This is a genomic window from Bacillus cereus group sp. BfR-BA-01441 (assembly GCF_022663075.1).
In the GTDB taxonomy this organism is placed as follows: domain Bacteria; phylum Bacillota; class Bacilli; order Bacillales; family Bacillaceae_G; genus Bacillus_A; species Bacillus_A cereus.
In genome coordinates this window covers 1-26,119 of sequence record NZ_JAKUEU010000023.1, presented here as the reverse complement: position 1 = coordinate 26,119, position 26,119 = coordinate 1, and the positions used below count along the sequence as shown (strand labels likewise).

Sequence of the window (26,119 nt, the reverse complement as noted above, 5' to 3'; positions counted from 1 at the left end):
AAATGACTAGTACTTTCCATTTTAAAAGCGAGCCTTTTTATATTCAAACATTTTTTCTAAATATGCTGAAGTTTTTGGCGAGTATTTTATCTTTTTGTTGTAATTTGTCGAGATGGTAGGTATAATTTCAACCGGCATTTTCATGTATGGATGCACCATTTGTAGTTTTCGTGTAAAATTAGGAAATAAAACTTTTTATAAGGCAGGTACGAAAATGAAAATAGCTATTGTTACTGATAGTACGGCATATATACCGAAGCAAATTCGTGATGAACTCAATATATATATGATTCCATTAAACGTTGTGTTTGGAACAGAATCTTATCAAGAAGAAGCTGAAATTTCAGCAGATGATTTTTATGTGAAAGTACGTGAACAAGAGGAACTTCCAAAAACTTCTCAACCAGCAATCGGAAAGTTTGTTGAGCTATATGAAGAACTAGCTAAAGATTATGATGCAGTTATTAGTATTCACCTATCAAGTGGAATTAGTGGTACATATCAAACATCAACGACAGCTGGACAGATGGTAGAGGGTATTGATGTATACACGTATGACTCTGAAATTAGTTGTGAAGTACAAGGATTTTATGTGCGTGAAGGTGCAAAGTTAGCAAGTGAAGGAAAGAACCCAAAAGAGATTATCGCTCGTTTTGATGAAATGAAGAAAACGATGGACGCCTATTTTGTAGTTGATGATTTACATCATTTACAACGTGGTGGTCGATTGAATAGCGCGCAAGCTTTCATCGGCAGTCTGTTACAAGTGAAGCCAGTTTTATATTTTAGAGATAAAATCATTATTCCGTTTGAAAAGATTCGTACACGTAAAAAAGCATTAAAACGTATCATTGAAATTTTTGATGAGCAAGCAAGTAAAGGTGTACCTATGGAAGCAGTTATCATTCATACGCAACGTGAAGAGGAAGCGAATGAATGGAAGAAAGAATTAGAAGCAAAATATCCTCACGTCACAATTCGTACAGGTTATTTTGGAGCTGTAATTGGTACACACTTAGGTGAAGGTGCATTAGGTCTTGGATGGTATACGAAGTAATAAAGATATAAAAAGCTCTCTTTTTAAGAGGGTTTTTTTACGGGTATGTTACGTTTAGTTGACAAGTTAATATTTGGAAATGGTAAAATGTACGTAAAATAAAATAATGAGGAAAGTTTTATAACTTACTTTTTACAAGAAACTATATTATAATAGAAGAGAGGTGAAACATATGGAGCATAATTCTTGTTTATGTCCAAAGTTTGAGTCAGCTTTTACTCTGCTTAGTAAGAAGTGGACTGGCTTAATTATTAAATCTTTGCTTGAAGAGTCGAAACGTTTTAGAGAAATCGCAGATATTATCCCAAATATGAGCGATCGTATGTTGTCAGAGCGTTTAAAGGAATTGGAAAGCGAGGGCATTGTAGTTCGTAATGTCTATCCAGAAGTACCAGTTCGAATCGAGTATGGCTTAACTGACAAGGGAAAAGCGTTAGAAAGTGTTATGGATGAGGTCCAAAATTGGGCTGAGAAATGGATGAAGTAGTATTTCATTTGTATTCGTATTCGTATATTTAATAAAACGTAAGGGATTCCTTACGTTTTTTCTTTGTTTATAGAAGTGAGAAAAGTATATAAATTTCTACACATACATACAAAAATATGCGCATTTTGCGCTAGAGCTACATATAATATTACATTTGTTTTACAAAAACGTAACATTAGCAAAAAAAATCCCGAATTATGGTATAAATTTTATAGGTTATATACGGAAAAAGAAAAAAGAAAGCGGTGTAAAAAATAAAATGAAAAAGCTAAAAATGGCATCTTGTGCATTAGTTGCAGGATTAATGTTTTCTGGGCTAACACCAAATGTATTTGCAGAAGATAAAATTTCTGACGTGAAATCACAAATTAACACACAAAATGACACTTTACATAAACAACAACAAGAACGTGATGAATTACAAAAACAAATGAATGACTTAAACAAAACAATTCAAGGTTTAGATAAATCTGTTCAAGAGAATGCTGCAAAGCTTGATGAAACAACGAAAAAAGTTGCTGATACTGAGCAATTAATTGAAAAGAAAAATAAAGATATTGCAGAATTACAAACAAAGATTGCAAAACGTGAAGAGCTATTAAGAAAGCGTTTAGTTGCACTCCAAGAACAACCAAATACGAACGTTGTAACAGAAGTTCTTGTAAACTCTAAAAACATTGCAGATTTAGTTGATCGTTTAACTTCTGTTTCTAAAATTCTTGAGTCTGATGAAGATATCATGAAAACACAACAAGAAGATCAAGCTAGTGTGAAAAAAGATGTTGCAACGGTAAAAGAGAAACAAAAAGAATTAAAAGAAGCACAAGCTCAAATTGAAACTGCTAAGAAAGATCTTGACGCTGAAAAAGCGAAAAAAGAAACTGCAGTAAATGATTTAAGCGGTAAAATGGAAACAGTTGTAACTACAATGACAAGTACGGAAAGCCAATTAAAAGAGCTTGAACAACAGGCATTAAAATTACAACAAATTGCTGAAAAAGAAGCGCAAGAAAAAGCTGCACAAGAAGCTGCTGCTCAAAAGCAAGCAGAGCAAGCTGCTAAAGACGCGCAAGCTCAGCCAGCACAGCAACCAGCGGCGGCTCAACCAGCACAAACGCAAGCTCAACCAGCAGCTCCAGCAAATAATGCTGTACAAGCTCCAAAAGAAGAGTCTAAAAAAGAAGAACCTAAAAAAGAAGAAGCGAAAAAACCAACACCAGTAGTAACAAATGATGGTGGCGGAAGACAAGATGTTGTTGAAAAAGCTAAAGGCTTAGTAGGTCTAAAATACGTATGGGGTAGTGCGTCAATTTCAAACGGTGGTTTTGACTGCAGTGGTTTAATCTCTTACGTTTACGGTTTAGGTCGTCAAGATACTAGAAGTCTATGGAGTTCTGTACAAAAAATTAGCCCATCTGAAGCGAAACCAGGAGACCTTATCTTCTTACAAGGCACATATAGAGCGGGCGTATCTCACGTTGGAATTTACATTGGTGGCGGTCAAATGATTCATGCTGCTGATGAGTCAACAGGTGTTACTTATGGTAGCGTAAATAGCTCTTACAACCAAAAACATTTCTTAGGTTACGGAAGATTATAGAATTATAATTCAATGAAAAACGTGTATAAAGTCGATAGCTTACTATTTTCTAAGTAGGTTATCGGCTTTTTTGAGTTTTTACGAGATGATGAGAAAGGTTTATAGTAGTGCTGGAGGTGATTGTTGATGCTAGCGGGGAAACAGTTGCTATTAGAAGAACTTTCTTCAGATTTACAGAGGGAATTAAACGATTTGAAAAAGAAGGGAGAGATGGTATGTGTACAAGGTGTAAAAAAGAAGAATTCTAAATATATGTGCCAACGCTGTGGAAACGTAGATCGGTGGCTATTTGCGTCGTTTTTATGTAAAAGGTGCAGTAAAGTGTGCACATATTGCCGGAAGTGTATAGCGATGGGGAGAGTAAGTGAATGTGCTGTACTTGTTCGCGGGATTGCTGAAAGAAAGAGAGAAAAGAATTCAAATTTGTTACAGTGGAACGGGACGTTGTCTACTGGCCAGAATTTGGCGGCGCAAGGAGTTATAGAGGCTATTAAGCAAAAAGAATCATTTTTTATTTGGGCTGTATGCGGGGCTGGGAAAACAGAGATGTTGTTTTACGGTATTAACGAAGCGCTTCAAAAAGGAGAAAGAGTTTGTATCGCAACGCCAAGAACGGATGTTGTTTTGGAATTAGCACCGAGATTACAAGAAGTATTTCCATATATAAAGGTAGCGGCTTTATATGGAGGGAGTGTAGATAAAGAAAAAGATGCAGTACTAGTCGTTGCGACCACGCATCAATTATTACGTTATTATAGGGCCTTTCATGTCATAGTTGTAGATGAGATAGATGCTTTTCCATATTGTGCAGATCAAATGTTACAGTACGCGGTAAAACAAGCGATGAAAGAAAAAGCGGCGCGTATTTATTTAACTGCGACTCCAGATGAAACGTGGAAGCGAAAATTTAGAAAAGGTGAACAAAAAGGTGTTATTGTTTCTGGACGATATCACCGTCATCCGTTGCCAGTTCCTCTATTTTGCTGGTGCGGAAATTGGAAGAAAAGCCTCAACCGTGAAAGAATTCCTCGAGTTTTACTACAATGGTTAAAGATGTACTTAAACAAAAAGTATCCTGTTTTTTTATTCGTTCCCCATGTACGATATATAGAAGAAATAAGCTCGTTATTGAAATCATTGCATAATAAAGTTGAAGGGGTACATGCAGAAGATCCGATGAGAAAAGAGAAAGTCGCAGCGTTCAGAAAGGGAGAAATCCCATTATTAGTTACAACGACAATTTTAGAGCGAGGCGTAACGGTGAAAAATTTGCAAGTTGCAGTTTTAGGGGCGGAAGAAGAAATATTTTCAGAAAGTGCGCTCGTACAAATTGCGGGCCGAGCAGGGCGGAGCTTTGAAGCACCATATGGAGAGGTCATTTATTTTCACTATGGCAAGACAGAGGCGATGGTGCGCGCGAAAAAACATATTCAAGGTATGAATAAAAATGCGAAAGAACAAGGATTGATCGATTAATGCATTGTTTACTTTGTGATGAGTGTTTTGTAGAAAAGGTTAGTTGGTACACTTTTTTTGTAAAGTGTCATAGAAAATATATATGTGATAGATGTGAGCAGAAACTTTCCTATATTATAGGAGAAATTTGCATGGAGTGCGGGCGACCTTTAGAATTTGTTCCTGCCTCATTTCAAGAAGACGGTATTTGTATAGATTGTATAAGGTGGATGAAAGAGGAGAAGTATCGTTCTTTTAAAAACCGTTCGTTATATATGTATGATGATGAGATGAAAGAAATAGTAGCGCAGTTTAAGTTTCGGGGGGATGCAGAGTTAGTGCACATTTTTTATCGTCCTTTTCGAAGTTTATTTCAAAAGTGTTTTGCCAATGTTTCAACTGTTATCGCTGTTCCGCTTAGTAAGGAAAGGGAAATTGAACGTGGTTTTAATCAAGCTGAGTTATTAGCAACTTGTTTGCCTGTCAAAATTTCTTATCCATCATTAAGAAGAAGGGAAACAGAAAAGCAAAGTAAGAAGACACGTAAAGAAAGGGTGTCAGGAAGCAATCCTTTTTATTTTCAGGGAGAAGAGATGTTTTCTGGGCAACATATTTTACTCGTTGATGACGTGTATACGACAGGGATTACAGTTAGGCAAATCGGAAGTTTGTTATATGAAAGAGGGGCAAGGGAAGTATCTAGTTTGACACTTTGTAGAAGTTAATATGACAGTGTCGAAAGGGATAATAAAAAGGCGATAAGTCTTCTTTGACTTCATATGTTGTCATTCGTTATAGTCAAAATATGGGGCGAATGCCCTGATTTTTAGAGTGAAGGGAATGGAATGAACATGCAAGGAAGAGTGAAATGGTTCAATGCAGAAAAGGGATTTGGGTTTATTGAGCGTGAAGATGGTGACGATGTATTTGTCCATTTTTCTGCTATTCAACAAGATGGGTATAAGTCATTGGAAGAAGGGCAACAAGTAGAGTTTGACATTGTAGATGGAGCACGTGGACCACAAGCAGCTAATGTTGTGAAACTGTAGGGTATATTGTTTTGGGAAGAGAAAGCTGCGTTTGTGGCAACGTTATATATATGTAGTAGAACCTCTTGTTTTCGCAAGGGGTTTTTGTTATAGGGTAAGTTGTCAAAAAGTTGTTTCTTTTCTGTAACGAATTGTCCACAGAAATATTCGTTATTCACGATGTTAATAGGATAAAATAAAGATAGAAACGATGCATCTTTTCATTTCAACAAAAAACGATAAAAAAATCGCAATTCCACTAATTTTTTTAAAAAAGTTAGAAGGAGTTTTTAAGCCAATGTCGAAATTATAGTACATAGGCTTGAAAGGAGGAATTCATCTATGAAATTCAACATTCGTGGTGAAAATATTGAAGTAACTCCAGCATTAAAGGAATATGTAGAGAAAAAACTAAGTAAGTTAGAGCGTTATTTTGATACATTCCCAGAGATTAAAGTTAATTTAAAAGTATACTCTGACAAGCAACGTGTCGAGGTAACAATTCCATTTACTGATTTATTACTTCGTGCAGAAGAAACTAATAGCGATATGTACGCTGCTATCGATTTAGTAGTTGATAAAATTGAGCGACAAATTCGTAAACATAAAACAAAAGTAAATCGTAAGTTACGTGAGAAAGGTTCTATAAAAACGAACTTTATCCTTCCGGAAGCAGTAGCTGTTTTGGATGAGGTAGAAGAAGATGAATTAGAACTTGTACGTACAAAACGATTCGATTTAAAACCGATGGACGTTGAAGAGGCAATCCTACAAATGGATATGCTAGGACATAATTTCTTCGTCTTCACAAATGCTGATACAAATGAAACTAATGTTGTATATGGCCGTAAAGATGGGAAATACGGTTTAATCGAAACTAAATAATAATTCGAAAGCGCAGCTGAATGAGGCTGCGCTTTTTTTGCTGAAAATAGATTTTTAAAAAACTTTTCTTAATTTAGAACGAGACAATCGGCCGATTGTTGTCATAGTTATAAGACAAGTGTTACAATTATCATTAGGTATATACATTTTAGTTTTTTTAATTAGGAGAAAAATTGGCATAACATACATTTGATTTTTATAACGACTGATTGTAATAGAGAAAAAGAAAAACAATCGGAAGTTTTATTTTAATAAAAAGAGGAGCGTATTTCCTATGATCGGTATTTTAAAAAAGGTGTTTGATGTAAATCAACGCCAAATTAAACGTATGCAAAAGACAGTTGAGCAAATTGATGCATTAGAGTCATCTATTAAGCCACTAACTGATGAACAATTAAAAGGAAAGACGCTTGAATTTAAAGAACGTCTAACAAAAGGTGAAACAGTAGATGATTTACTACCTGAAGCTTTTGCAGTTGTTCGCGAAGCGGCAACTCGTGTTCTTGGAATGCGTCCATATGGCGTACAGTTAATGGGTGGTATTGCCTTACATGAAGGGAATATTTCTGAGATGAAAACGGGTGAAGGTAAAACGTTAACATCTACATTACCTGTATATTTAAATGCTTTAACAGGAAAAGGTGTTCACGTTGTTACAGTCAATGAATATTTAGCACAACGTGATGCGAGCGAAATGGGACAACTTCATGAGTTCCTTGGCTTAACGGTAGGAATTAACTTAAATAGTATGTCACGCGAAGAGAAACAAGAGGCTTATGCTGCTGATATTACGTATAGCACAAATAATGAGCTTGGATTCGATTACTTACGTGATAACATGGTTTTATATAAAGAGCAGTGCGTTCAACGTCCACTTCACTTTGCTATTATCGATGAAGTCGATTCTATTTTAGTCGATGAAGCACGTACGCCGCTTATTATTTCAGGACAAGCTCAAAAATCAACAGAGCTATACATGTTTGCAAATGCATTTGTTCGTACGTTAGAAAATGAAAAAGATTATTCATTTGATGTGAAAACGAAAAATGTAATGCTAACAGAAGATGGTATTACGAAAGCAGAGAAAGCTTTCCATATTGAAAACTTATTCGATTTAAAACATGTAGCACTTCTTCACCATATTAATCAGGGGCTTCGTGCACACGTTGTTATGCATCGTGATACAGATTATGTTGTACAAGAAGGCGAAATCGTAATTGTAGACCAATTCACTGGTCGTCTTATGAAAGGTCGTCGTTATAGCGAAGGATTACACCAAGCGATTGAAGCAAAAGAAGGTGTAGAAATTCAAAATGAAAGCATGACGCTTGCAACAATTACATTCCAGAACTACTTCCGTATGTATGAAAAATTATCTGGTATGACTGGTACAGCGAAAACAGAGGAAGAGGAATTCCGTAACATTTACAATATGAACGTTATTGTAATTCCGACAAACAAACCGATTATTCGTGATGATCGCGCCGATTTAATCTTTAAATCAATGGAAGGTAAGTTCAATGCTGTTGTTGAGGATATTGTAAATCGTCATAAAAAAGGACAACCTGTTCTTGTAGGTACAGTTGCAATTGAAACTTCAGAGCTTATTTCAAAAATGTTAACGCGTAAAGGTGTACGTCATAACATCTTAAATGCGAAAAACCATGCTCGTGAAGCAGATATCATTGCAGAGGCTGGTATTAAAGGTGCTGTAACAATCGCGACGAACATGGCAGGTCGTGGTACAGATATTAAGCTTGGAGACGATGTGAAAAACGTTGGTTTAGCAGTTATCGGTACAGAGCGTCACGAAAGTCGTCGTATTGATAATCAGTTACGTGGTCGTGCTGGTCGTCAAGGGGACCCTGGTGTTACGCAGTTCTACTTATCGATGGAAGATGAATTAATGCGCCGATTTGGTTCAGATAATATGAAAGCAATGATGGACCGCCTTGGTATGGATGATTCTCAGCCGATTGAAAGTAAAATGGTTTCTCGTGCGGTAGAATCTGCACAAAAACGTGTTGAAGGAAATAACTATGATGCACGTAAGCAGTTACTGCAATATGATGATGTACTTCGTCAGCAACGTGAAGTTATTTACAAACAGCGTCAAGAGGTAATGGAGTCTGACAACTTACGTGGCATTATTGAAGGTATGATGAAATCTACAGTAGAACGTGCTGTTGCTCTTCATACACAAGAGGAAATTGAAGAAGATTGGAACATTAAAGGTCTTGTTGACTACTTAAATACAAACCTTCTTCAAGACGGAGATGTAAAAGAAGAAGAATTACGTCGCCTTGCTCCTGAGGAAATGAGCGAGCCAATTATTGCGAAATTAATTGAGCGATACAATGAAAAAGAAAAGCTTATGCCAGAAGAGCAAATGCGTGAGTTTGAGAAGGTTGTTGTATTCCGCGTTGTAGATACGAAATGGACAGAGCATATTGATGCGATGGATCACCTTCGTGAAGGTATTCATTTACGTGCTTACGGTCAAATCGATCCACTTCGTGAGTACCAAATGGAAGGGTTCGCGATGTTCGAGTCAATGGTTGCTTCTATTGAAGAGGAAATTTCTCGTTACATTATGAAAGCTGAAATTGAACAAAACTTAGAACGTCAAGAAGTTGTTCAAGGTGAAGCTGTTCATCCTTCTAGCGATGGCGAAGAAGCAAAGAAAAAGCCAGTTGTAAAAGGTGACCAAGTGGGCCGCAATGATTTATGTAAATGTGGTAGTGGTAAAAAATATAAAAACTGCTGTGGTATCGTTCAGTAATATAGGACGATAGCTTTGGCTGTTTTGCAAACTTTTATATCAAAAATGTATAATTAAGAAGGATTAAACTCTCTCCGTAATAAGTGGAGAGAGTTTCCCTTGTTTTCATACGAAAGTAACAGCAATTACATAGAGGTGAAGGAAATGGAATTAGTAGAAATTAGACAGGAATTAGAGAAAATGGCTAAGCGATTAGCGGCTTTTAGGGGGTCTCTTTGACCTCCCTACTAAGGAGAAACAAATTGCAGAATTAGAAGAGAAAATGATGGGCGCAGGATTTTGGGATGACCAACAAGGCGCACAAGCTGTAATTAATGAAGCGAATGCGTTAAAAGATATGGTTGGAAAGTTCCGTCAGTTAGATGAGACGTTCGAAAATTTAGAAATCACGCATGAGCTTTTAAAAGAAGAGTATGATGAAGATTTACATGAGGAATTAGAATCAGAAGTAAAAGGCTTAATTCAAGAAATGAATGAGTATGAGCTTCAGTTACTATTAAGTGATCCTTATGATAAAAATAATGCGATTTTAGAATTACATCCAGGTGCAGGTGGAACTGAGTCACAAGACTGGGGTTCTATGCTATTACGTATGTACACACGCTGGGCTGAAAAACGCGGATTCAAAGTAGAAACGGTTGACTATTTACCAGGTGATGAAGCTGGTATTAAGAGTGTAACTTTATTAATTAAAGGTCATAACGCTTACGGTTACTTAAAAGCAGAGAAAGGTGTACATCGTCTTGTACGTATTTCACCATTCGATTCTTCAGGGCGTCGTCATACATCATTCGTATCTTGTGAAGTTGTACCAGAGTTCAATGATGAAGTTGAAATCGAAGTACGTACAGAAGATTTAAAAATTGATACGTACCGAGCAAGTGGAGCTGGTGGACAGCACGTAAATACGACAGATTCAGCAGTTCGTATTACACATACACCGACAAATACGGTTGTAACATGTCAGTCGGAGCGTTCTCAAATTAAAAACCGTGAGCATGCGATGAAAATGTTAAAAGCGAAATTATATCAAAAGAAACTAGAAGAGCAACAAGCAGAATTAGATGAAATTCGCGGAGAGCAAAAAGAAATCGGATGGGGTAGCCAAATCCGTTCTTACGTATTCCACCCGTATTCTCTTGTAAAAGACCATCGTACAAATACGGAGGTTGGTAACGTACAAGCTGTTATGGATGGAGAGATTGATCCATTTATTGATGCTTACTTACGTTCTCGCATCTAATAAGCGAAAAAAAGCCAACGAAATTGTTGGCGCATGCTGAGGACAATAGAGGATATAAAGAATTTGATTTTATTTTTATAGATGAAGTAAAGAGGAAGAGAAGTTGGAAACGACAACTTCTCTTTTTGATGGGATTATATGTAGATTACAATGCTGTATATTGTTTTGTAAAAAGTAGAGAATAGTAAAATAGAGCGGTAATATGGTAAAGATTTATATAGAACTTTCTAATTTTCCTTTTAAAAAGGATGCTTTATAGGAGTTTTTTAAGTTGTTCACAGAATTGAAACAACTTATGAAAGCATTATTTTATCAAGGTTCTCACTGTATTTTTGAGGAATATGAAATACACCTTAGTTTTTCTATATAAAGATAATGCTTATAATGAAAATGAGTGTGTTAGGAATAAAAAGAATATCAACAATGGGGAGCGATAGAAGTGAAAAAGAAATTGTTGGCTATTGCGCTAGGGACATCGGTTGTTTTTGCTTTAGGAGCATGCGGAAATAAAGAAGAGAGTAAGTCTTCGAAACAGTCTGCAAGCACAGACAGCGCAGAACAAATTTTCCAAAGAAGTTGTGCGGGATGTCACGCAACAGATTTATCAGGGGCAACTGGACCTGATTTAAGAAAAGTAGGCGGTAAGTACGACGCTGCAGATATCGAAGAGATTATTAAAAAAGGCCGCGGTTCAATGTCACCAGGACTTATTCAAGGTGAAGATGCGAAAAAAGTGTCTGAATGGTTAGCTGAACATAAATAAAAAAGGTGAAATGGACGAGTTGATAATATAGTCAACTCGTTTTCCTTTTTTCTGGTATGTAACATAACTGTAACAAAAATGTATCCAAATTGGAAACCGTTTGATGTTACAATGGGGTTTGTAGAATTTTGCTGAAATATATTACATAGAGTGGTATTGCTTATGAGAAAGCATAAGTAAACTATCTTCAACAAGGATGACTAAATGAAAATGAAGGATGTCTTTTGTTTTCAGATGTACAGAAAAGTATTTCGAAAAAAATCATTAAGTATTGGGTGATAAATAATGATAAAAATGACGAATGTTTATAAGGAGTACCCGAATGGTATGAAAGCCATTGCTGGTCTTACAGTTAACATTAAACAAGGTGAATTCGTATACGTAGTTGGACCGAGTGGAGCCGGAAAATCTACATTTATTAAAATGATGTATCGTGAAGAGAAACCATCTACAGGATCTATTAATGTAAATGGACTTACTATCGAAACATTGGCAGAAAGAGATGTTCCGTATTTCCGTCGTCAATTAGGCGTGATTTTCCAAGATTTCAAATTGCTACCTAAATTAACGGTATATGAGAATGTTTCGTTTGCTTTAGAAGTAATTGAAGAAGAACCGGATGCAATTCGTGAGCGTGTAACAGAAGTTCTAGGTCTTGTAGGCCTTGAAGATCGTGCAGACGCACTTCCAAGTGAGCTTTCGGGCGGGGAGCAACAACGTGTGGCTATTGCAAGAGCAATTGTAAATAGACCAAAGGTTGTAATTGCCGATGAGCCAACAGGTAACTTAGATATTGAAACAGCTCTTGATATTATGAATATTTTTACTCGCATTAATGAGCGCGGCACAACGATTGTTATGGCGACGCATAATGCAGATATCGTAAATACAATCCGTCATCGTGTAATCGCGATTGAAGGCGGAAAAATTGTTCGAGATGAGATTGAGGGAGGATACGGATATGAAGGCTAAGACCCTTAGTCGACATTTGCGAGAAGGTGTAAAGAATCTATCACGTAACGGATGGATGACATTTGCTTCTGTTAGTGCAGTAACAGTTACATTATTACTTGTAGGTGTCTTTTTAACAGCGATTATGAATATGAACCATTTTGCGACGAAAGTAGAGCAAGATGTAGAGATTCGTGTACACATTGATCCAGCTGCAAAAGAAGCGGATCAAAAGAAATTAGAAGAAGATATGAGTAAGATTGCAAAAGTAGATTCTATTAAATATTCTTCTAAAGAAGAAGAGTTAAAACGTTTAATTAAAAGCTTAGGTGATAGTGGAAAAACGTTTGAGTTATTTGAACAAGATAACCCACTTAAAAACGTATTCGTTGTAAAAGCGAAAGAACCAACCGATACAGCGACAATCGCGAAGAAGGTTGAAAAAATGCAGTTTGTTAGTAATGTTCAGTACGGAAAAGGGCAAGTTGAACGATTATTTGATACTGTAAAAACTGGTCGTAACATTGGGATTGCGTTAATTGCTGGTCTTTTATTCACAGCGATGTTCTTAATCTCTAATACAATTAAAATTACAATTTATGCTCGTAGTACAGAAATTGAAATTATGAAACTTGTTGGTGCAACAAACTGGTTTATTCGTTGGCCATTCTTGCTAGAGGGGTTATTCTTAGGAGTATTAGGATCAATTATTCCAATTGGCCTAATTCTAATTACGTATAATTCGTTGCAAGGTGTGTTTAATGAAAAACTTGGCGGAACAATTTTCGAGCTTCTACCATACAGTCCATTCGTATTCCAATTAGCTGGTTTACTAGTGTTAATCGGTGCTTTAATCGGTATGTGGGGAAGTGTAATGTCAATTCGTCGCTTCTTAAAAGTATAAAAAGTTGCAAACATAATTCGTACAAGCTTATCATATAGTAGAAATAGGTAAAGGCATCACACAATGTGTGATGCCTTTTGCTACACCACCTGTGTGTTTTGGAAAGGGGAATTCCGCATTGAAACGTAGAGTTGCAATTATTGGAATGGTTGTTGCATTTTTAATTGGTGCTGGCGGAATGTTTGCAGGCATGTCTGTATTTGGGGTTAACCCATCAGAAGTAACGCAAACAATTTCGAGTGGGAATGCTAGCACTGCGCAAGGGAATTTGGCAAAAATTAATGAGGCGTATGCACTAATTGATTCACGTTATGTGGAAGACGTGAAAGATGAAAAGTTAGTTGAAGGTGCAATACAAGGTATGTTGTCTACGCTGAAGGACCCTTATTCCACGTATATGGATAAAGAAACAGCCAAACAGTTTAGTGAATCGCTTGATCCCGAATTAGAGGGGATTGGGGCTGAGGTGAACAAGACGGACGGTAAGCTTATTATCGTATCGCCAATTAAAGGTTCACCAGCAGAAAAGATAGGAATTAAACCGAATGACCAAATTTTATCTGTAGATGGAAACAGTGTGAAAGACTTATCACGTGAAGAAGCAGTATTAAAAATTCGTGGTAAAAAGGGAACGACTGTCGCAATTGAAATTAAACGTGCGGGAGTAACTGATCCGATTGTATTTAAAATTAAGCGTGAAAAGATTCCGATCTTTACAGTGTTTAGTTCTGTGAAGCAAGAGAGCGGAAAAGATATCGGTTATATGCAAATCACTTCTTTTGCTGAAAATACAGCGAAAGAATTTAAGGATCAGTTAAAAGAGTTAGAGAAGAAAAATATAAAAGGCTTAGTTATTGACGTGCGTGGTAATCCTGGTGGCTACTTAAATAGTGTAGAAGATATACTAGGGGAAATTATGACGAATAAAAAGCCGATGCTACAAGTAGAGCAGCGAAATGGTGAGAAGAAGAAATTCTCTACGGAACTGAAAGAGAGAAAACCATATCCAATTTCAGTATTAATTGATAATGGAAGTGCTTCTGCTTCAGAGATTTTAGCGGGTGCGCTAAAAGAAGGAGAAGGATACGATTTAATTGGTGAAAAGACATTTGGTAAAGGTACTGTCCAGCAAGCTGTTCCATTTAAAGACGGCAGCAACATTAAATTAACGATGTTTAAATGGTTAACGCCGGATGGGAACTGGATTCATAAAAAAGGAATCGCGCCAACAGTAGAAGTGAAGCAACCAAATTATTATCATGCGACACCAATTCAAATTGAAAAAACACTTTCATACAATTCAAATGATGTACAAGTAAAACATGCTCAGGAAATGCTTAAGAGCTTAGGTTATGTACCAGGTCGTGAAGATGGATACTTTAGTAAAGAGACAGAATCGGCTCTGAAAGCATTCCAAAATGCAAATGAAATGGAAGCGACAGGACAGCTTGATAAAAAGACAGCTGAAGCGATTCAAACTAAAATTATCGAAAAAATCCGTTCTGGAGAAAATGATCTACAATTACAGTCGGCATTAAAATTAATGGCAAAATAAGAAGAAATACAGGCAGTTTGCTGCCTGTATTTTTTTGTGTTAAACAAACGTTTGTTTAGTTATGATAATATAAAAAGAAAGAATGATATAAATGGTGGTGAATGAGTTCGTGGAGGCGTGGATTTTTGAAATAATGCGGGCAGTTGGACGTTTTTTCTTACACCCTGCTGTCTATATATTTGTAATAAGTAGTATCTTCGTTGGATACTTACGTATGTTAAGAGAACGAAAAGATTTTTCTTTTAAAGTTTATGATATTTGGTTTGAACTGCGAACCTCTCTATTTGCAGGGATTGGATACGGATTAGTAGTATCTATTATTACGATTGGGCTTGGACTTGTTGTTTCTAAAGCAAGCTTATGGGCCATTTTAATTTGGACGTTACTATTTGGATTAACGGCTATGTATCGATATTTATCGGCGGCTTATACATTTAGCATTGCGATTGTATGTGTTCTATTATCTTCTAAGCTACCAGTTTCCTTTTTACAGCTTCGAGAAGGTGAAGAGAGTACCATTGTATCCCTTGTTATTTTACTAGGCGTTATGCTTATTGTAGAAGGCTTATTGATTTCTAAAAACGCAGTAGGATATTCGACGCCGAGGATTAGGCAGGGGAAGCGTGGATTAAAGATTGGTTTACACGAATCAAAGCGTTTATGGATCGTTCCTATTTTTATTCTTGTACCGGGTGATGCGGTAACGCAGTTTATTTCATGGTGGCCTGTCGTTTCAATAGGTTCAAATACATATTCTCTATTCCTCGTTCCATTTTTAATTGGATTTATGAGAAATATTAAAAGTTATGAGCCGACGGAAGCTTTATTATTTACAGGAAGACGGGTTTATGGGTTAGCAGGACTTGTGCTCGTTTTAGGAATCGCAAGTTACTGGTGGCACGTACTTGCAATTATCGCGATGGGAGTCGCTATGCTTGGGCGTTTCACAATTTCGATGCAAGAAAAAATTGCCGATGAAACAAGACCAGCGTATTTTGCTGCACGCAATGATGGGCTCGTTGTACTAGATACAATTCCAAATACAATTGGAGCAGAGCTGAAATTACTGCCTGGAGAAATTATTACGAAAGTAAATGGAGTCATTCCAAAAAGCGCCGAGGAATTTTATGATGCGCTTCAAACGAAGACGACAGGAGCATTTTGTAAATTAGAAGTATTAGATACAAATGGTGAGCTTCGTCTTGCACAAACTGCATTATATGCTGGTGGACATCACGAATTAGGTATTGTATTCGTTGAACAGGAGCATGAGTGGGATTCGGAAGCGATGTAACAAATAAAAGAAGAGGTTGTATAACATTGTAGTTATATAGCCTCTTCTTTTTTGATTTACGGTTTTACTTGAGCGTAATGTTGCACAACAAATTCACGAAACGTTTGTGCAGCAAGTGATAAGTAGTGTTTTTCATTCCATACTAAATGAGGTGTCCATTGGCAAACGGGTTCTTCAAGCTGGAGAAGCGTTAGCGGTGGTAATTCCTTTTTTGCTGCGATTGGTAAAAAAGCAACGCCAAGTCCAGTGCGTACTAAGCCGCTTATTGCTGCAGGTTCATCTCCTTCACATACAATGTTAGGCGTAAACCCGGCTTGTCTGCAGAAATTGTCTGTAATCTCACGGAAGCTATACCCTGGTTTTAGGGAGATAAAAGGATCGTTTGCTACTTCACTTAGCTTGATACGGTCGCGATCTTTGAGTCGATGTGTACTTGGTACAGCTAGTACGATCTCTTCAGTCATTAATGGAAGACTATAGACTCCTAGTCGATCAATAGGTGAAGGTGTGAGACAAAAGTCGATTTCGCCTTTTTCAAGAAGCTGAATTTTTAATTCCTCTGTAGATGCTTGTGTTATACGGAAATTAATGTGTGGATATAAGGCTAGAAAAGGCGCTAGCAATTCAGAGACACGATTTAAAGTTGTAGTAGCTACTAAAACACTTCCTCGTTCTAATCCAGCCATATCTGTAACTTGTCGTTTACCAGTTTCCAGAGCCTCAAGGGCCGTATCCACTTGTTTGAGAAAAGTTTTTCCGAAAGCATTTAGGCGAATTTGACGCCCAATTCGGTCAAATAAGGGAACTCCTACTTCCTCTTCTAATCGAGCGATAGTAACGCTTAAAGCTGGTTGAGAGATATGCAGTTCTTGTGCCGCTTTTGTTATATGTTCCGTCCGAGCGACTGTTTTAAAATACTTGAGCTGCAGTAATTCCATAAAATATGTTCACCTTCTCTTATATACTTGAAGTTATTAATATGATAATTATTTTATATTTTTGTTTATCAATAATCAATTTTATAATATGAGTGTGAAAAGAAATACTGTAAAAATTTATATATAGATAAAAAATGAGGTGGATAATTTTGGATATTCAAAAATATTTAGAGCATATTCAATCTGAAAAAAGAGAGGTGAGTTTCTCTTACTTATCTCATCTTCAAAAGCAACATGTACTCAACGTTCACTTTGAGAATCTTGATATTCTTGCAAGAAAACCTCTATCTTTGCGTAAAGAAGATTTATATCAAAAAATTGTTCATGCGAAGCAGGGTGGCGTGTGCTACGAGTTAAACGGAATATTTTATTTTCTGCTAAAAGAATTAGGATTTGATCCCTATCTTATGGCAGGGACTGTATATGTAAGAGAAGGAATGTGGGCTCTTGAAAATGCTCATTTATTCATAATCGTATCAATTGATAATAAAGAGTATTTGGTGGATGTAGGTATGGGCGGTAATTCACCACGAATTCCTGTCCCGCTGAATGGAGAGGAAGTTGTGGATAGTGATGGTCTTTACCGAGTAAATAAAGACGAGACAACATCATTTTATTATTTGCAAAAAAAGACTGATGATAAGTGGGAAATTCTATATCGTTTTGAGCAGCCTTCTCATAAATGGAACCTAGAGAACATTCATCCAATTTGTGTTTTAACTGAAACAGCTCCAGATTCGATGTTCAACAAAATGTATTTCCTTTCAAGAGTGACAGAAAATGGGCGTATTACTTTGCTAGGAGATATGCTGATTATCGTTAACGGAAAAGAGAGAATAAAAGAAAAACTAAAAAAACATGAGATTGAAGAAACGGTTCGTCGTTATTTTCAAATCCAAATATAATGAGAAAATTTTAGGGAGGGTTTATGTATGACTTTAGATTTACAAGTTCAATCGTTTCTTGCGCAAGGTGGAAATTTGAATACACTTACAGGAGAAGAGCACGGAGAAGCAAAAGCTGTATTTAAGGTGGAAGATTTCTATATCCCTGTGAAGGACGGTGAAATTAAACTTCGAGTTTATACACCGAATGAAAAGGAATCATTACCTGTTTTTGTATATTTACATGGTGGTGGATGGGTAGCAGGAGATATTCAGGCTGTAGATACTTTATGCCAAAATATAGCGCATGACGCGGAGTGTATAGTTGTTGCGGTAGAGTATCGCTTAGCTCCTACGCATAAATTCCCGGTTCCGTTAGAAGATTGTTATGAAGCTACTAAATGGGTAGCTGAAAATAGTTCTATGCTTAATGCAGATAAAACAAAAATCGCAATTGGTGGAGATAGTGCTGGTGGAAATATTGCAGCAGCAGTTGTTATTATGGCTCAAAAATTCAACAATCTTTCATTGGTGGCTCAAGTATTAGTTTATCCTGTAGTTGATCTTACTTTAACTTTCAAAGCACAATCATATCGAGACAATGCTGAAGGTTATTTACTTACAACTGAAGGAGTTTTTTGGGCAACACAAATGTATTTACGTGACGAAATTGATAGGTACAATGTCTTTGCATCCCCTTCAGTGAATAATGAGTTAGAGAATTTGCCACCAGCGCTTATTATTACAGCGGAATATGATCCACTACGAGATGATGGCGCTGCATACGCAAAACGTTTAGAGGCAGCTGGGATTCCTGTAGAATATAAGTGCTACGAAGGGATGGTCCATGGTTTCTTCTGGATGGCGGGCATTATGGATAAAGGTCTCCAAGCACGATTACAAGTTTCAAATTATTTAAAGAGTGTATTTGTGGGGAAATAGAAGGGCATCTCTACTAGTAGAGCACCTTTGTTTTAATAAGATACGTAACATATAGAAAAAAGCCTAATTTCTCATTGGTATAAATGGGGAGTTAGGCTTTTTCAGATTTGTTCATTTTTGTAGTTTCATAGACGGATAACTTGAATAATTATTTGATAATGGTTATCATTTAGGGAGTCTTTTTAATTTTGGAAAATGGAGGTAAAATATGCTGCGTAAATTTTTCTCGTACTATAAACCGTATAAAGGTTTATTTATACTCGACTTTTCTTGTGCGGTTGTCGCAGGATTATTAGAACTCGGCTTCCCGCTTATCGTAAATCAATTTATTGATAAGTTATTGCCAGGGCAAAACTGGACGCTTATTTTATGGGCTTGTTTCGGTTTACTCGCAGTTTATATGTTAAACGCAGGCTTACAATATGTCGTTACATATTGGGGACATATGCTTGGTGTTAACATTGAAACAGATATGAGGCAGAAATTATTTGATCATATTCAAAAGCTATCATTCAGATTTTTTGATAATAATAAAACAGGTCATTTAATTTCACGCCTTACAAACGATTTAATGGAAATTGGGGAAATTGCTCACCATGGACCAGAAGATTTATTTATCGCCGTAATGACTTTAGTTGGGGCATTCTCATTTATGATGATGATCAACTGGAAGTTAGCGTTATTAACGTTCTTCGTCATTCCATTCCTATTATGGTTAGCGCTGTACTTCAATAAAAAAATGACAGGTACATTTAGACGTTTATTCTCAGATGTTGCTGATTTTAATGCATGCATTGAGAACAATGTAGGGGGCATTCGTGTTGTACAAGCATTCGGAAATGAAAAGTTTGAGAAAGAGCAATTCGCTGTGAACAACGCTCGTTTCCGTACAACGAAATTAATGGCGTATAAAATTATGGCTTTAAATTCATCGATTAGTTATATGCTCATGCGTCTCGTAACGCTCTTCGTCTTAATATGCGGTACATGGTTTGTTCTGCAAGGAGAATTAACGTACGGTGGATTTATCGGATTCGTTCTATTAACGAATATTTTCTTCCGCCCAATTGAAAAAATTAACGCGGTAATCGAAAGCTATCCGAAAGGAATCGCCGGTTTTAAAAGATATGTAGAGCTTCTTGAAACAGAGCCTGACATTGTAGATTCTAAAGATGCAATGGAAGTGAAGCATGTACACGGTGATATTCAATATAACAACATTACGTTTGGATATGAAAACAAAGAACCGATTTTAAATGACATTAGTTTGAAAATACATGCAGGTGAAACAGTTGCGTTCGTTGGACCATCAGGAGCTGGGAAAACGACGTTATGTAGCCTATTACCACGTTTTTATGAGCAATCATCTGGATCGATTCAAATTGATGGAATTGATACGAAAGATATGACATTATCTTCACTTCGTAAGCAAATTGGAATTGTGCAGCAAGACGTGTTCTTATTTTCAGGAACAATTCGTGAAAATATCGCTTACGGAAATTTAAAAGCATCAGAAGCTGAAATTTGGCAGGCAGTAAAACGTGCGCAATTAGAAGATTTAATTTACTCACAGCCGGACGGTTTAGATACTGTTATCGGTGAGCGCGGCGTGAAACTTTCAGGTGGACAAAAGCAGCGTCTAGCTATTGCTCGTATGTTCTTGAAAAACCCTCCAATTTTAATATTGGATGAAGCAACTTCTGCATTAGATACAGAGACAGAACTTGCGATTCAAAAATCGCTTGCGGAGCTATCTGTTGGCCGTACAACATTAGTTATCGCTCACAGACTTGCAACGATTAAAAATGCAGATCGCATCGTCGTTGTAAATAAAGATGGTATTGCAGAACAAGGTTCACATAATGAATTAATTGAGCAAGGTGGAGGATACAGTAGGTTATACGAAGCTCAGTTTAGTTCGTAAATATAATTTGTACAGAATTAGTGCACCATAAGTAGGTAAAAATCTCATATGGGAGGCTATAAAGTATGATTGTAACAACAACGTCTACAATTCAAGGAAAAGAAATTATTGAGTATATCGATATCGTCAATGGAGAAGCGATTATGGGCGCGAATATCGTTCGTGACCTTTTTGCCTCTGTCCGTGACGTTGTCGGCGGTCGTGCTGGCGCTTATGAAAGTAAATTAAAAGAAGCGCGTGACATCGCAATGGAAGAGATGAAAACTTTCGCAAGACAAAAAAATGCAAATGCAATTGTCGGTATCGACGTGGATTATGAAGTAGTTCGCGAAGGGATGCTAATGGTTGCAGTGAGCGGGACTGCTGTTCGTATTTAAAGTAAAAAGCCGTGCTAATTGAAATGAACCCAAAAAGTTAGACAAAGAATTTAAGCAGCTGATGGAATGCGAGTCCGGTATTGAACTGGACTCATTCCATTTAAGTTTGTTTTAATTCTTTTGTGATTATAATAATGAATATAATTATCTAATTCTATCTTAAAATGTTCCATGCTCTCGAATTCTTCAAGATACAATAATTCAGACTTTAATAAGCCAAAGAAGTTTTCTATGACCGCATTATTTAAACAATTCCCCTTACGGGACATACTTTGAACAACCCCATGCTCTTTTAGCGATTGTTGATATCGCTTCATTTGGTAGTGCCACCCTTGATCTGAATGAAGGATAGGGGTTTCCCCATTGTTTAAACATTTAAAGGCCTTATCTATCATTCTAGAAACGAGAGAATATGCAGGCTTATCTTCTATATTGTAAGCTATAATCTCTCCGTTATATAAGTCTAAAACAGGCGATAAATACAACCTTTTACCATGCAAATGAAATTCAGTCACATCTGTTACCCATTTTTCATTAGGTTTTGATGCGTGGAATTGACGTTTCAAAATGTTAGGAGCGAATTTCCCTACAGTTCCCCGATATGAACGGTATTTTTTCATTCGTACAAGACATTTCAATCCGATAGAATTCATCAAACGACGGACTGTTTTATGATTTAATAAACATCCTCTATTTTGTAATTCTAATGTAATACGACGATAGCCATATCTACCGTGATGTTCATCAAAGATTTCTTTTATCAGTTCTTTAGCTTTCTCGTATTTGTCTGGACGATTCATTTGTTTAATCCAATAATAGTATGTACTCCGAGCGATACCAGCGACTTTCACAAGATCGATGATCTTGTATTTGTGCCTTAATTCATAAATCACTTTTGCTTTGTCTTGTTCTGTAATTTTGTCTTGTTCTGAATTAAGGCATTTAACTTTTTTAAATAATCAATTTCCATTAGTAACCGTTCATTTTCTGCTTGTAATGCCTCTATAGACCCTTCAACGACTTTATGATTTAATTTTGGTCTTATATTTTTTATTTCCATAGCTGGACGTCCTCTTTTCTTTGTAAGCAAGGAATCCACGCCATTTAAATCATATGCTTCTTTCCACCTACGAACTGTTTCATAAGATGGAATATTAAAAATAGCTGCTGTTTCTCTAATAGATGTCCCTTGTTTATCCATATAATTAAGTACATCCAGTTTATCCTGAAGGGAATAGCTTGTATAGCGTTTTTCAAAAGCTTTTTCACCTACTGCTTTATATTGCTTAACCCACTGTTGTATTACACTTGGATGAATTTTTATAGACCTCGCAAGTCTTTTCACTCCATCACTGCCATCTAAATATCGTCTTACTACCTCTAATTTTTCTTCTGGTGAAAATTTAACCATAAAAAAGTACACCTCCAATTGTCTTTCGTGTCTAACAATTGGGGTGCACATCAAATGCACGGCTTTTTATATTCTATGTCGAAGTTTCAATATTTCTTGGGAAATGCGGAAGGCCTTGTCGATATATAGGGAAGACATTAGAGCGCTTCCTTACATTTCCGGATTTGAGCTAATAATGTTTCGTATTCTTGGTTGAGAGATGTGATGTCATCGTGATGATTTTGTATGGAAACTCGGCCAATGATTTCTGTTAGTTTTGTTTGTAATCGTAATAGTTCTTGTTCAGTAACGTTTACAGAATCCCCCGTTGTTCTTTTTGTGTATTGTTCGTAATTACCGTGGAATACCCTTGGTTCACTCTCGTCTACTTGTAGAATATGGTCTGCAACAGAGCGAATAAAGGCACGATCATGGCTAATGAAAAGTATTGTACCAGGGTATTCTTGTAACATGATTTCTAATTCTTCTTGCGTCGCTAAGTCTAAATAGTTTGTCAAACTTATTTCAGCTTGTGATTTTTGAATTCGTTATTATAAACTTGTGCCTTAGCTAGCGCCTCAGCATCGTTTTTAATTTCATCCAGTCCATTCGCATCTCCAATAATATAACCTTCAAATGAAGAACCAACAAAATCAAAGATATATTGGAATTGAGCAATAAGCGGTAATGCTTTTAGCTTTGGATTATCCCCGCCAACGATGACAACATACATTTTTTTGCCTTTCATTTTTTCTTTGAAATGAAGAGATGTATCGCGCAAGCTTTGTGACCAGCGATCAACAAAGTTTTTCATATGTCCACTCATTCCGTACCAATATAATGGTGTAGCAAAGATAATCGTGTCGTGCTCTAGCATGCGTTTGGTTAACTGCTCATAGTCATCATTTACGGATTGGAATCCTTCTGCATCATGACGTTGGTCTGTAATAGGATAGACGGTATGATCACGCAAATAAATTTGTTCTGTTTCAATGTCCTCTATCATCATATGTGTTAAAGCTTCTGTATTTCCGTTTTGTCTTGAACTGCCATGTATAACAAACATGTAATCATTCCTTTTCTTTTGCTTGTTTTAGGAGTGAAACGTGTTTTTGCAAATTCGCTTGGATGTTGGAAAGTAATGTGATTTGCTTTGTTACTTCATTGAGTTTATCTTCGTAAAGCGTAAGGATACTGCTACACGGATTGTCGTACAGGTGCGGTTCAATTTCAAGGCAGCGCAGCATCCTTGCCGTCTCTTCTAAATTTAAGCCAATTTGTAAGTACATTTGAATAAGCTCCACTTTTTCGATGGCACTTTCATCAAAATCACGGTAACCATTTGCAAGGCGCTTAGAAGGGAGTAAGCCCTTTTCTTCGTAATGTCTTAGTGATCTTTCACTAACGCCAGTTTTTTTTGATAATTCTCCAATTCGCAATGCGTTTCACTCCTTCTACATGTATTGTAAACCTTCACACTAATGTGAGGGTCAACTCTGTTTTTTCGCAAAAGAATCTACATGATTTAAGAACACTTGAATGGCTTTAGATGGAATGAAATATTTACCGCGTACGATGGAAAACGGACGGATTAGTTGTTCATTTGGAACTTCGACGTGGAATAGTTCTTTTGCTAATAGCTCTTTCCGTACAGTCCAATCAGAAAGGATAGCGATGCCAAGCCCGGCACTAACAGCTTCCTTTACGCTTTGGATACTACTGAATGTAAAGAATCGTTTCATTTTTAAATGGTGTTGATGAATAAAGCGGTCACTATAAGCGCGTGTACCAGAACCACTTTCTCTTAATACCCATACTTGATCTTGGAGTGTACTTTCATTTATTTCATTTGTGCGGAGTAATGGATGATTTGGCGGGACGACGAGCTTCATTTCATCTTGCATAAATGTTTCAACATCTACGTCGGCGTATACGACTTGTCCTTCCACTAGGCCGATATCAATTTGATTAGAGCGAAGGCTTTGCAAAACGTCTTCTGTATTTGAGATGAAAGTATGAACTTCGACGTGTGGATTTTCATTCGCATAGTTAGCCAGTATTTTTGGAAGTAAGTATTCGCCAATTGTAAAACTAGCACCAATGCGAAGTGTTCCTGTTACAACGTTATGTAGTTCATTAATTTCTTGTTTAGCATCTTCGTAAAGAGAGAGCATTTGCTTTGCATGTATATATAATATGTTTCCAGCTTCCGTAACTTGGACGTGCTTCGGGGAGCGTTGAATAAGTGTAGTGTCAAATTCGTTTTCTAAGTTGCGTATATGCATACTTACTCCAGGCTGTGAAAGGTTTAATAATTCTGCTGCACGGGAGAAGTGTTTCTGTTCAACGACAGTAACAAAAATTTTTAAAATGTCTACGTTCATATAATGGGCTCCTTTCTTTTTCTATCATCTTATCATAAGTATTTCTGATGATAGAGATTTGGTATTGGTATTAAACTTATTATAGAAACTTTCTTATAATGTAAGTAGAAAGAACATGCATGTTCCAATACGATTATTGGAGTGGTTCAAAATGGAACAAACACTTGTTATACAAAAGAAGAAGCGTTTTGGATTTTCGCAAGGAATTGGGATTACATTATTAATCGCAATTGCCGCGAAATATTTAGCAGAGCTTCCATTTTTAAATATTATGGGACAATTAGTAATTGCTATTCTAATTGGGATGGTTTGGCGCGCTGCAATTGGAGTTCCTCACGATGCGATAGCAGGAACGAACTTTGCGAGTAAGAAGTTGCTGCGCTTTGGGATCATCTTACTTGGAATGCGATTAAATCTTGTTGATATTGCGAAGGCGGGACCGAAAGTATTGGTCATCGCGGCGGTTGTTATTACATTTACTATTTTTGTTGTATACGGACTAACGAAAGTATTTAAAGTAGAAAAGAAACTTGGGATTTTAACAGCATGCGGTACGGCAATTTGCGGCGCAGCCGCGGTCGTGGCAATTGCACCGCAAGTCAAAGCGAAGGACGATGAAACAGCAGTTGGGGCAGCAATCATCGCGATTTTAGGTACCATATTTACGCTTATTTATACGTTATTATATCCAGTGCTTGGTTTATCTCCGTACGGTTATGGTGTATTCTCAGGTGCGACGCTTCATGAAATCGCTCATGTCATCGCAGCTGCGGCGCCAGGAGGAAGTACTGCTGTAGACATCGCAGTTATTGTGAAGTTAACGCGCGTAGCAATGCTTGTGCCAGTAGCGATTTTAATTGGTCTATGGTTTGGTAAGAGTGAAGGTAGCAAAGAAAAGAAATCGTGGCGCGAACTTCCAATACCATGGTTCATTTTCGGGTTCTTAGCGATGAGTGCAGTGCATTCGCTCGGGATTATTCCAGAAGTTGTTGCGGGATACATTGTTGTTCTTGCTTACATGCTTATCGCAATGGCGATGGCAGGGCTCGGTTTAAATGTAGAGTTTAAAACGTTCCGTAAATTAGGAAGTAAAGCATTTGTGGCGGGGCTGATTGGCTCGGTTTGCTTATCGGTTCTTGGATACGTTCTTGTATATGCGTTAGGATTTATGTAGTAGAGGAGAAAGCTGTTCCCGAAGGTGTTTGGGGACAGCTTTTTCTTATGATTATAGTAGCGCTACGGATGTCGATATATTTGGAAAATCGCCGATATAAAT

Annotated in this window: 25 protein-coding genes; 19 read left to right on the top strand and 6 right to left on the bottom strand. The window is 36.9% G+C overall.

Translation table 11 applies throughout. The features are described 5' to 3' along the window. The first annotated feature begins 214 nt into the window (after window positions 1-214). The 14 genes from MR107_RS12145 (at window position 215) to MR107_RS12080 (ending at window position 16,004) form a co-directional block, all read left to right on the top strand. Window positions 215-1,057: a DegV family protein gene (locus MR107_RS12145; protein ID WP_242292398.1), complete on the top strand. Its 843-nt coding sequence runs from the start codon at window positions 215-217 to the stop codon at window positions 1,055-1,057. A 172-nt stretch (window positions 1,058-1,229) separates the two neighbouring features. Beyond that, window positions 1,230-1,544, top strand: a complete 315-nt coding sequence (locus MR107_RS12140; RefSeq protein ID WP_000400857.1) for a winged helix-turn-helix transcriptional regulator — start codon at window positions 1,230-1,232, stop codon at window positions 1,542-1,544. A 154-nt stretch (window positions 1,545-1,698) separates the two neighbouring features. Continuing rightward, window positions 1,699-3,144 carry a C40 family peptidase gene (locus tag MR107_RS12135; protein ID WP_000499477.1) on the top strand — a complete coding sequence of 482 codons (1,446 nt, stop codon included), beginning with the start codon at window positions 1,699-1,701 and terminating at the stop codon, window positions 3,142-3,144. 126 nt (window positions 3,145-3,270) lie between these two features. Then, on the top strand, window positions 3,271-4,620 hold the full coding sequence (gene comFA / locus MR107_RS12130; protein WP_242292397.1) for an ATP-dependent helicase ComFA: 1,350 nt from the start codon (window positions 3,271-3,273) through the stop codon (window positions 4,618-4,620). Further along, window positions 4,620-5,324 carry a ComF family protein gene (locus tag MR107_RS12125; protein ID WP_013142274.1) on the top strand — a complete coding sequence of 235 codons (705 nt, stop codon included), beginning with the start codon at window positions 4,620-4,622 and terminating at the stop codon, window positions 5,322-5,324. Before comFA ends, MR107_RS12125 begins: the two co-directional genes overlap by 1 nt. A gap of 126 nt (window positions 5,325-5,450) precedes the next feature. Beyond that, window positions 5,451-5,648, top strand: coding sequence for a cold shock protein CspC (gene cspC / locus MR107_RS12120; RefSeq protein ID WP_001990088.1), 198 nt, complete (start codon window positions 5,451-5,453; stop codon window positions 5,646-5,648). A 321-nt stretch (window positions 5,649-5,969) separates the two neighbouring features. Continuing rightward, window positions 5,970-6,512 carry a ribosome hibernation-promoting factor, HPF/YfiA family gene (gene hpf / locus MR107_RS12115; RefSeq protein ID WP_000671185.1) on the top strand — a complete coding sequence of 181 codons (543 nt, stop codon included), beginning with the start codon at window positions 5,970-5,972 and terminating at the stop codon, window positions 6,510-6,512. Between the two features lie 274 nt (window positions 6,513-6,786). Then, the gene (gene secA / locus MR107_RS12110) at window positions 6,787-9,294 is read left to right on the top strand and encodes a preprotein translocase subunit SecA (RefSeq protein ID WP_000579385.1); all 2,508 of its coding nucleotides are present in this window, start codon (window positions 6,787-6,789) and stop codon (window positions 9,292-9,294) included. Window positions 9,295-9,438: 144 nt separating this feature from the next. Next, window positions 9,439-10,537, top strand: a protein-coding gene (gene prfB / locus MR107_RS12105) for a peptide chain release factor 2 (RefSeq protein ID WP_096001716.1) whose coding sequence is annotated in 2 segments (ribosomal slippage) — window positions 9,439-9,510 and window positions 9,512-10,537 — 1,098 coding nt in all. Because the reading frame shifts where the segments join, the coding sequence is not laid out codon by codon here. Between the two features lie 439 nt (window positions 10,538-10,976). Next, window positions 10,977-11,300 carry a cytochrome c551 gene (gene cccB / locus MR107_RS12100; protein WP_000727971.1) on the top strand — a complete coding sequence of 108 codons (324 nt, stop codon included), beginning with the start codon at window positions 10,977-10,979 and terminating at the stop codon, window positions 11,298-11,300. Between the two features lie 285 nt (window positions 11,301-11,585). Further along, window positions 11,586-12,272 carry a cell division ATP-binding protein FtsE gene (gene ftsE, locus MR107_RS12095; protein WP_000594321.1) on the top strand — a complete coding sequence of 229 codons (687 nt, stop codon included), beginning with the start codon at window positions 11,586-11,588 and terminating at the stop codon, window positions 12,270-12,272. Then, the gene (gene ftsX / locus MR107_RS12090) at window positions 12,262-13,155 is read left to right on the top strand and encodes a permease-like cell division protein FtsX (protein ID WP_000645027.1); all 894 of its coding nucleotides are present in this window, start codon (window positions 12,262-12,264) and stop codon (window positions 13,153-13,155) included. The genes ftsE and ftsX overlap by 11 nt, the downstream gene beginning before the upstream one ends. A 118-nt stretch (window positions 13,156-13,273) precedes the next feature. Beyond that, window positions 13,274-14,710, top strand: a complete 1,437-nt coding sequence (locus tag MR107_RS12085) for a S41 family peptidase (RefSeq protein ID WP_000830313.1) — start codon at window positions 13,274-13,276, stop codon at window positions 14,708-14,710. Window positions 14,711-14,801: 91 nt separating this feature from the next. After that, window positions 14,802-16,004 carry a PDZ domain-containing protein gene (locus tag MR107_RS12080; protein ID WP_033687181.1) on the top strand — a complete coding sequence of 401 codons (1,203 nt, stop codon included), beginning with the start codon at window positions 14,802-14,804 and terminating at the stop codon, window positions 16,002-16,004. 56 nt (window positions 16,005-16,060) lie between these two features. On the opposite strand, the gene MR107_RS12075 is transcribed toward MR107_RS12080, so the two are convergent. Further along, on the bottom strand, window positions 16,061-16,942 hold the full coding sequence (locus MR107_RS12075; protein WP_048538373.1) for a LysR family transcriptional regulator: 882 nt from the start codon (window positions 16,940-16,942) through the stop codon (window positions 16,061-16,063). A gap of 149 nt (window positions 16,943-17,091) precedes the next feature. Between MR107_RS12075 and MR107_RS12070 the strand changes: the two genes are divergently transcribed. The 4 genes from MR107_RS12070 (at window position 17,092) to MR107_RS12055 (ending at window position 21,069) form a co-directional block, all read left to right on the top strand. After that, on the top strand, window positions 17,092-17,847 hold the full coding sequence (locus tag MR107_RS12070; RefSeq protein WP_048538374.1) for an arylamine N-acetyltransferase family protein: 756 nt from the start codon (window positions 17,092-17,094) through the stop codon (window positions 17,845-17,847). A gap of 27 nt (window positions 17,848-17,874) precedes the next feature. Continuing rightward, on the top strand, window positions 17,875-18,768 hold the full coding sequence (locus MR107_RS12065) for an alpha/beta hydrolase (RefSeq protein WP_017656399.1): 894 nt from the start codon (window positions 17,875-17,877) through the stop codon (window positions 18,766-18,768). A gap of 208 nt (window positions 18,769-18,976) precedes the next feature. Next, complete coding sequence (locus tag MR107_RS12060; protein WP_000944620.1) at window positions 18,977-20,692, top strand: ABC transporter ATP-binding protein; 1,716 nt, start codon at window positions 18,977-18,979, stop codon at window positions 20,690-20,692. Window positions 20,693-20,757: 65 nt separating this feature from the next. After that, window positions 20,758-21,069 carry a heavy metal-binding domain-containing protein gene (locus MR107_RS12055; protein ID WP_000637523.1) on the top strand — a complete coding sequence of 104 codons (312 nt, stop codon included), beginning with the start codon at window positions 20,758-20,760 and terminating at the stop codon, window positions 21,067-21,069. 50 nt (window positions 21,070-21,119) lie between these two features. On the opposite strand, the gene MR107_RS12050 is transcribed toward MR107_RS12055, so the two are convergent. The 5 genes from MR107_RS12050 to MR107_RS12030 form a co-directional block, all read right to left on the bottom strand. Next, a protein-coding gene (locus MR107_RS12050; RefSeq protein ID WP_472926404.1) for an IS3 family transposase occupies window positions 21,120-22,480 on the bottom strand; the annotation gives its coding sequence in 2 pieces (ribosomal slippage) (window positions 21,120-22,024 and window positions 22,024-22,480; 1,362 coding nt in all). A 137-nt stretch (window positions 22,481-22,617) separates the two neighbouring features. After that, the gene (locus MR107_RS12045) at window positions 22,618-22,977 is read right to left on the bottom strand and encodes a macrolide transporter (protein WP_017656400.1); all 360 of its coding nucleotides are present in this window, start codon (window positions 22,975-22,977) and stop codon (window positions 22,618-22,620) included. A gap of 2 nt (window positions 22,978-22,979) precedes the next feature. Further along, the gene (locus MR107_RS12040) at window positions 22,980-23,525 is read right to left on the bottom strand and encodes a flavodoxin family protein (protein WP_242292395.1); all 546 of its coding nucleotides are present in this window, start codon (window positions 23,523-23,525) and stop codon (window positions 22,980-22,982) included. Window positions 23,526-23,529: 4 nt separating this feature from the next. Further along, the gene (locus MR107_RS12035; protein ID WP_048538376.1) at window positions 23,530-23,898 is read right to left on the bottom strand and encodes a MerR family transcriptional regulator; all 369 of its coding nucleotides are present in this window, start codon (window positions 23,896-23,898) and stop codon (window positions 23,530-23,532) included. 51 nt (window positions 23,899-23,949) lie between these two features. Then, on the bottom strand, window positions 23,950-24,843 hold the full coding sequence (locus MR107_RS12030; RefSeq protein ID WP_017656402.1) for a LysR family transcriptional regulator: 894 nt from the start codon (window positions 24,841-24,843) through the stop codon (window positions 23,950-23,952). Window positions 24,844-24,994: 151 nt separating this feature from the next. Here MR107_RS12030 and MR107_RS12025 point away from each other — a divergent pair, with 151 nt between their 5' ends. Then, window positions 24,995-26,017, top strand: coding sequence for a YeiH family protein (locus tag MR107_RS12025; protein WP_000438432.1), 1,023 nt, complete (start codon window positions 24,995-24,997; stop codon window positions 26,015-26,017). Window positions 26,018-26,119 lie beyond the last annotated feature (102 nt).

Excerpts from the sequence above, each read along its gene's own strand:
- secA (WP_000579385.1), top strand. The coding sequence starts at position 6,787 with ATGATCGGTATTTTAAAAAAGGTGTTTGATGTAAATCAACGCCAAATT.
- MR107_RS12040 (WP_242292395.1), bottom strand. The coding sequence starts at position 23,525 with ATGTTTGTTATACATGGCAGTTCAAGACAAAACGGAAATACAGAAGCT.
- MR107_RS12140 (WP_000400857.1), top strand. The coding sequence starts at position 1,230 with ATGGAGCATAATTCTTGTTTATGTCCAAAGTTTGAGTCAGCTTTTACT.
- MR107_RS12025 (WP_000438432.1), top strand. The coding sequence starts at position 24,995 with ATGGAACAAACACTTGTTATACAAAAGAAGAAGCGTTTTGGATTTTCG.
- MR107_RS12075 (WP_048538373.1), bottom strand. The coding sequence starts at position 16,942 with ATGGAATTACTGCAGCTCAAGTATTTTAAAACAGTCGCTCGGACGGAA.
- ftsX (WP_000645027.1), top strand. The coding sequence starts at position 12,262 with ATGAAGGCTAAGACCCTTAGTCGACATTTGCGAGAAGGTGTAAAGAAT.
- MR107_RS12145 (WP_242292398.1), top strand. The coding sequence starts at position 215 with ATGAAAATAGCTATTGTTACTGATAGTACGGCATATATACCGAAGCAA.
- cspC (WP_001990088.1), top strand. The coding sequence starts at position 5,451 with ATGCAAGGAAGAGTGAAATGGTTCAATGCAGAAAAGGGATTTGGGTTT.
- hpf (WP_000671185.1), top strand. The coding sequence starts at position 5,970 with ATGAAATTCAACATTCGTGGTGAAAATATTGAAGTAACTCCAGCATTA.
- MR107_RS12060 (WP_000944620.1), top strand. The coding sequence starts at position 18,977 with ATGCTGCGTAAATTTTTCTCGTACTATAAACCGTATAAAGGTTTATTT.
- MR107_RS12065 (WP_017656399.1), top strand. The coding sequence starts at position 17,875 with ATGACTTTAGATTTACAAGTTCAATCGTTTCTTGCGCAAGGTGGAAAT.
- MR107_RS12030 (WP_017656402.1), bottom strand. The coding sequence starts at position 24,843 with ATGAACGTAGACATTTTAAAAATTTTTGTTACTGTCGTTGAACAGAAA.
- MR107_RS12080 (WP_033687181.1), top strand. The coding sequence starts at position 14,802 with ATGGTGGTGAATGAGTTCGTGGAGGCGTGGATTTTTGAAATAATGCGG.
- MR107_RS12125 (WP_013142274.1), top strand. The coding sequence starts at position 4,620 with ATGCATTGTTTACTTTGTGATGAGTGTTTTGTAGAAAAGGTTAGTTGG.
- comFA (WP_242292397.1), top strand. The coding sequence starts at position 3,271 with ATGCTAGCGGGGAAACAGTTGCTATTAGAAGAACTTTCTTCAGATTTA.
- MR107_RS12055 (WP_000637523.1), top strand. The coding sequence starts at position 20,758 with ATGATTGTAACAACAACGTCTACAATTCAAGGAAAAGAAATTATTGAG.
- ftsE (WP_000594321.1), top strand. The coding sequence starts at position 11,586 with ATGATAAAAATGACGAATGTTTATAAGGAGTACCCGAATGGTATGAAA.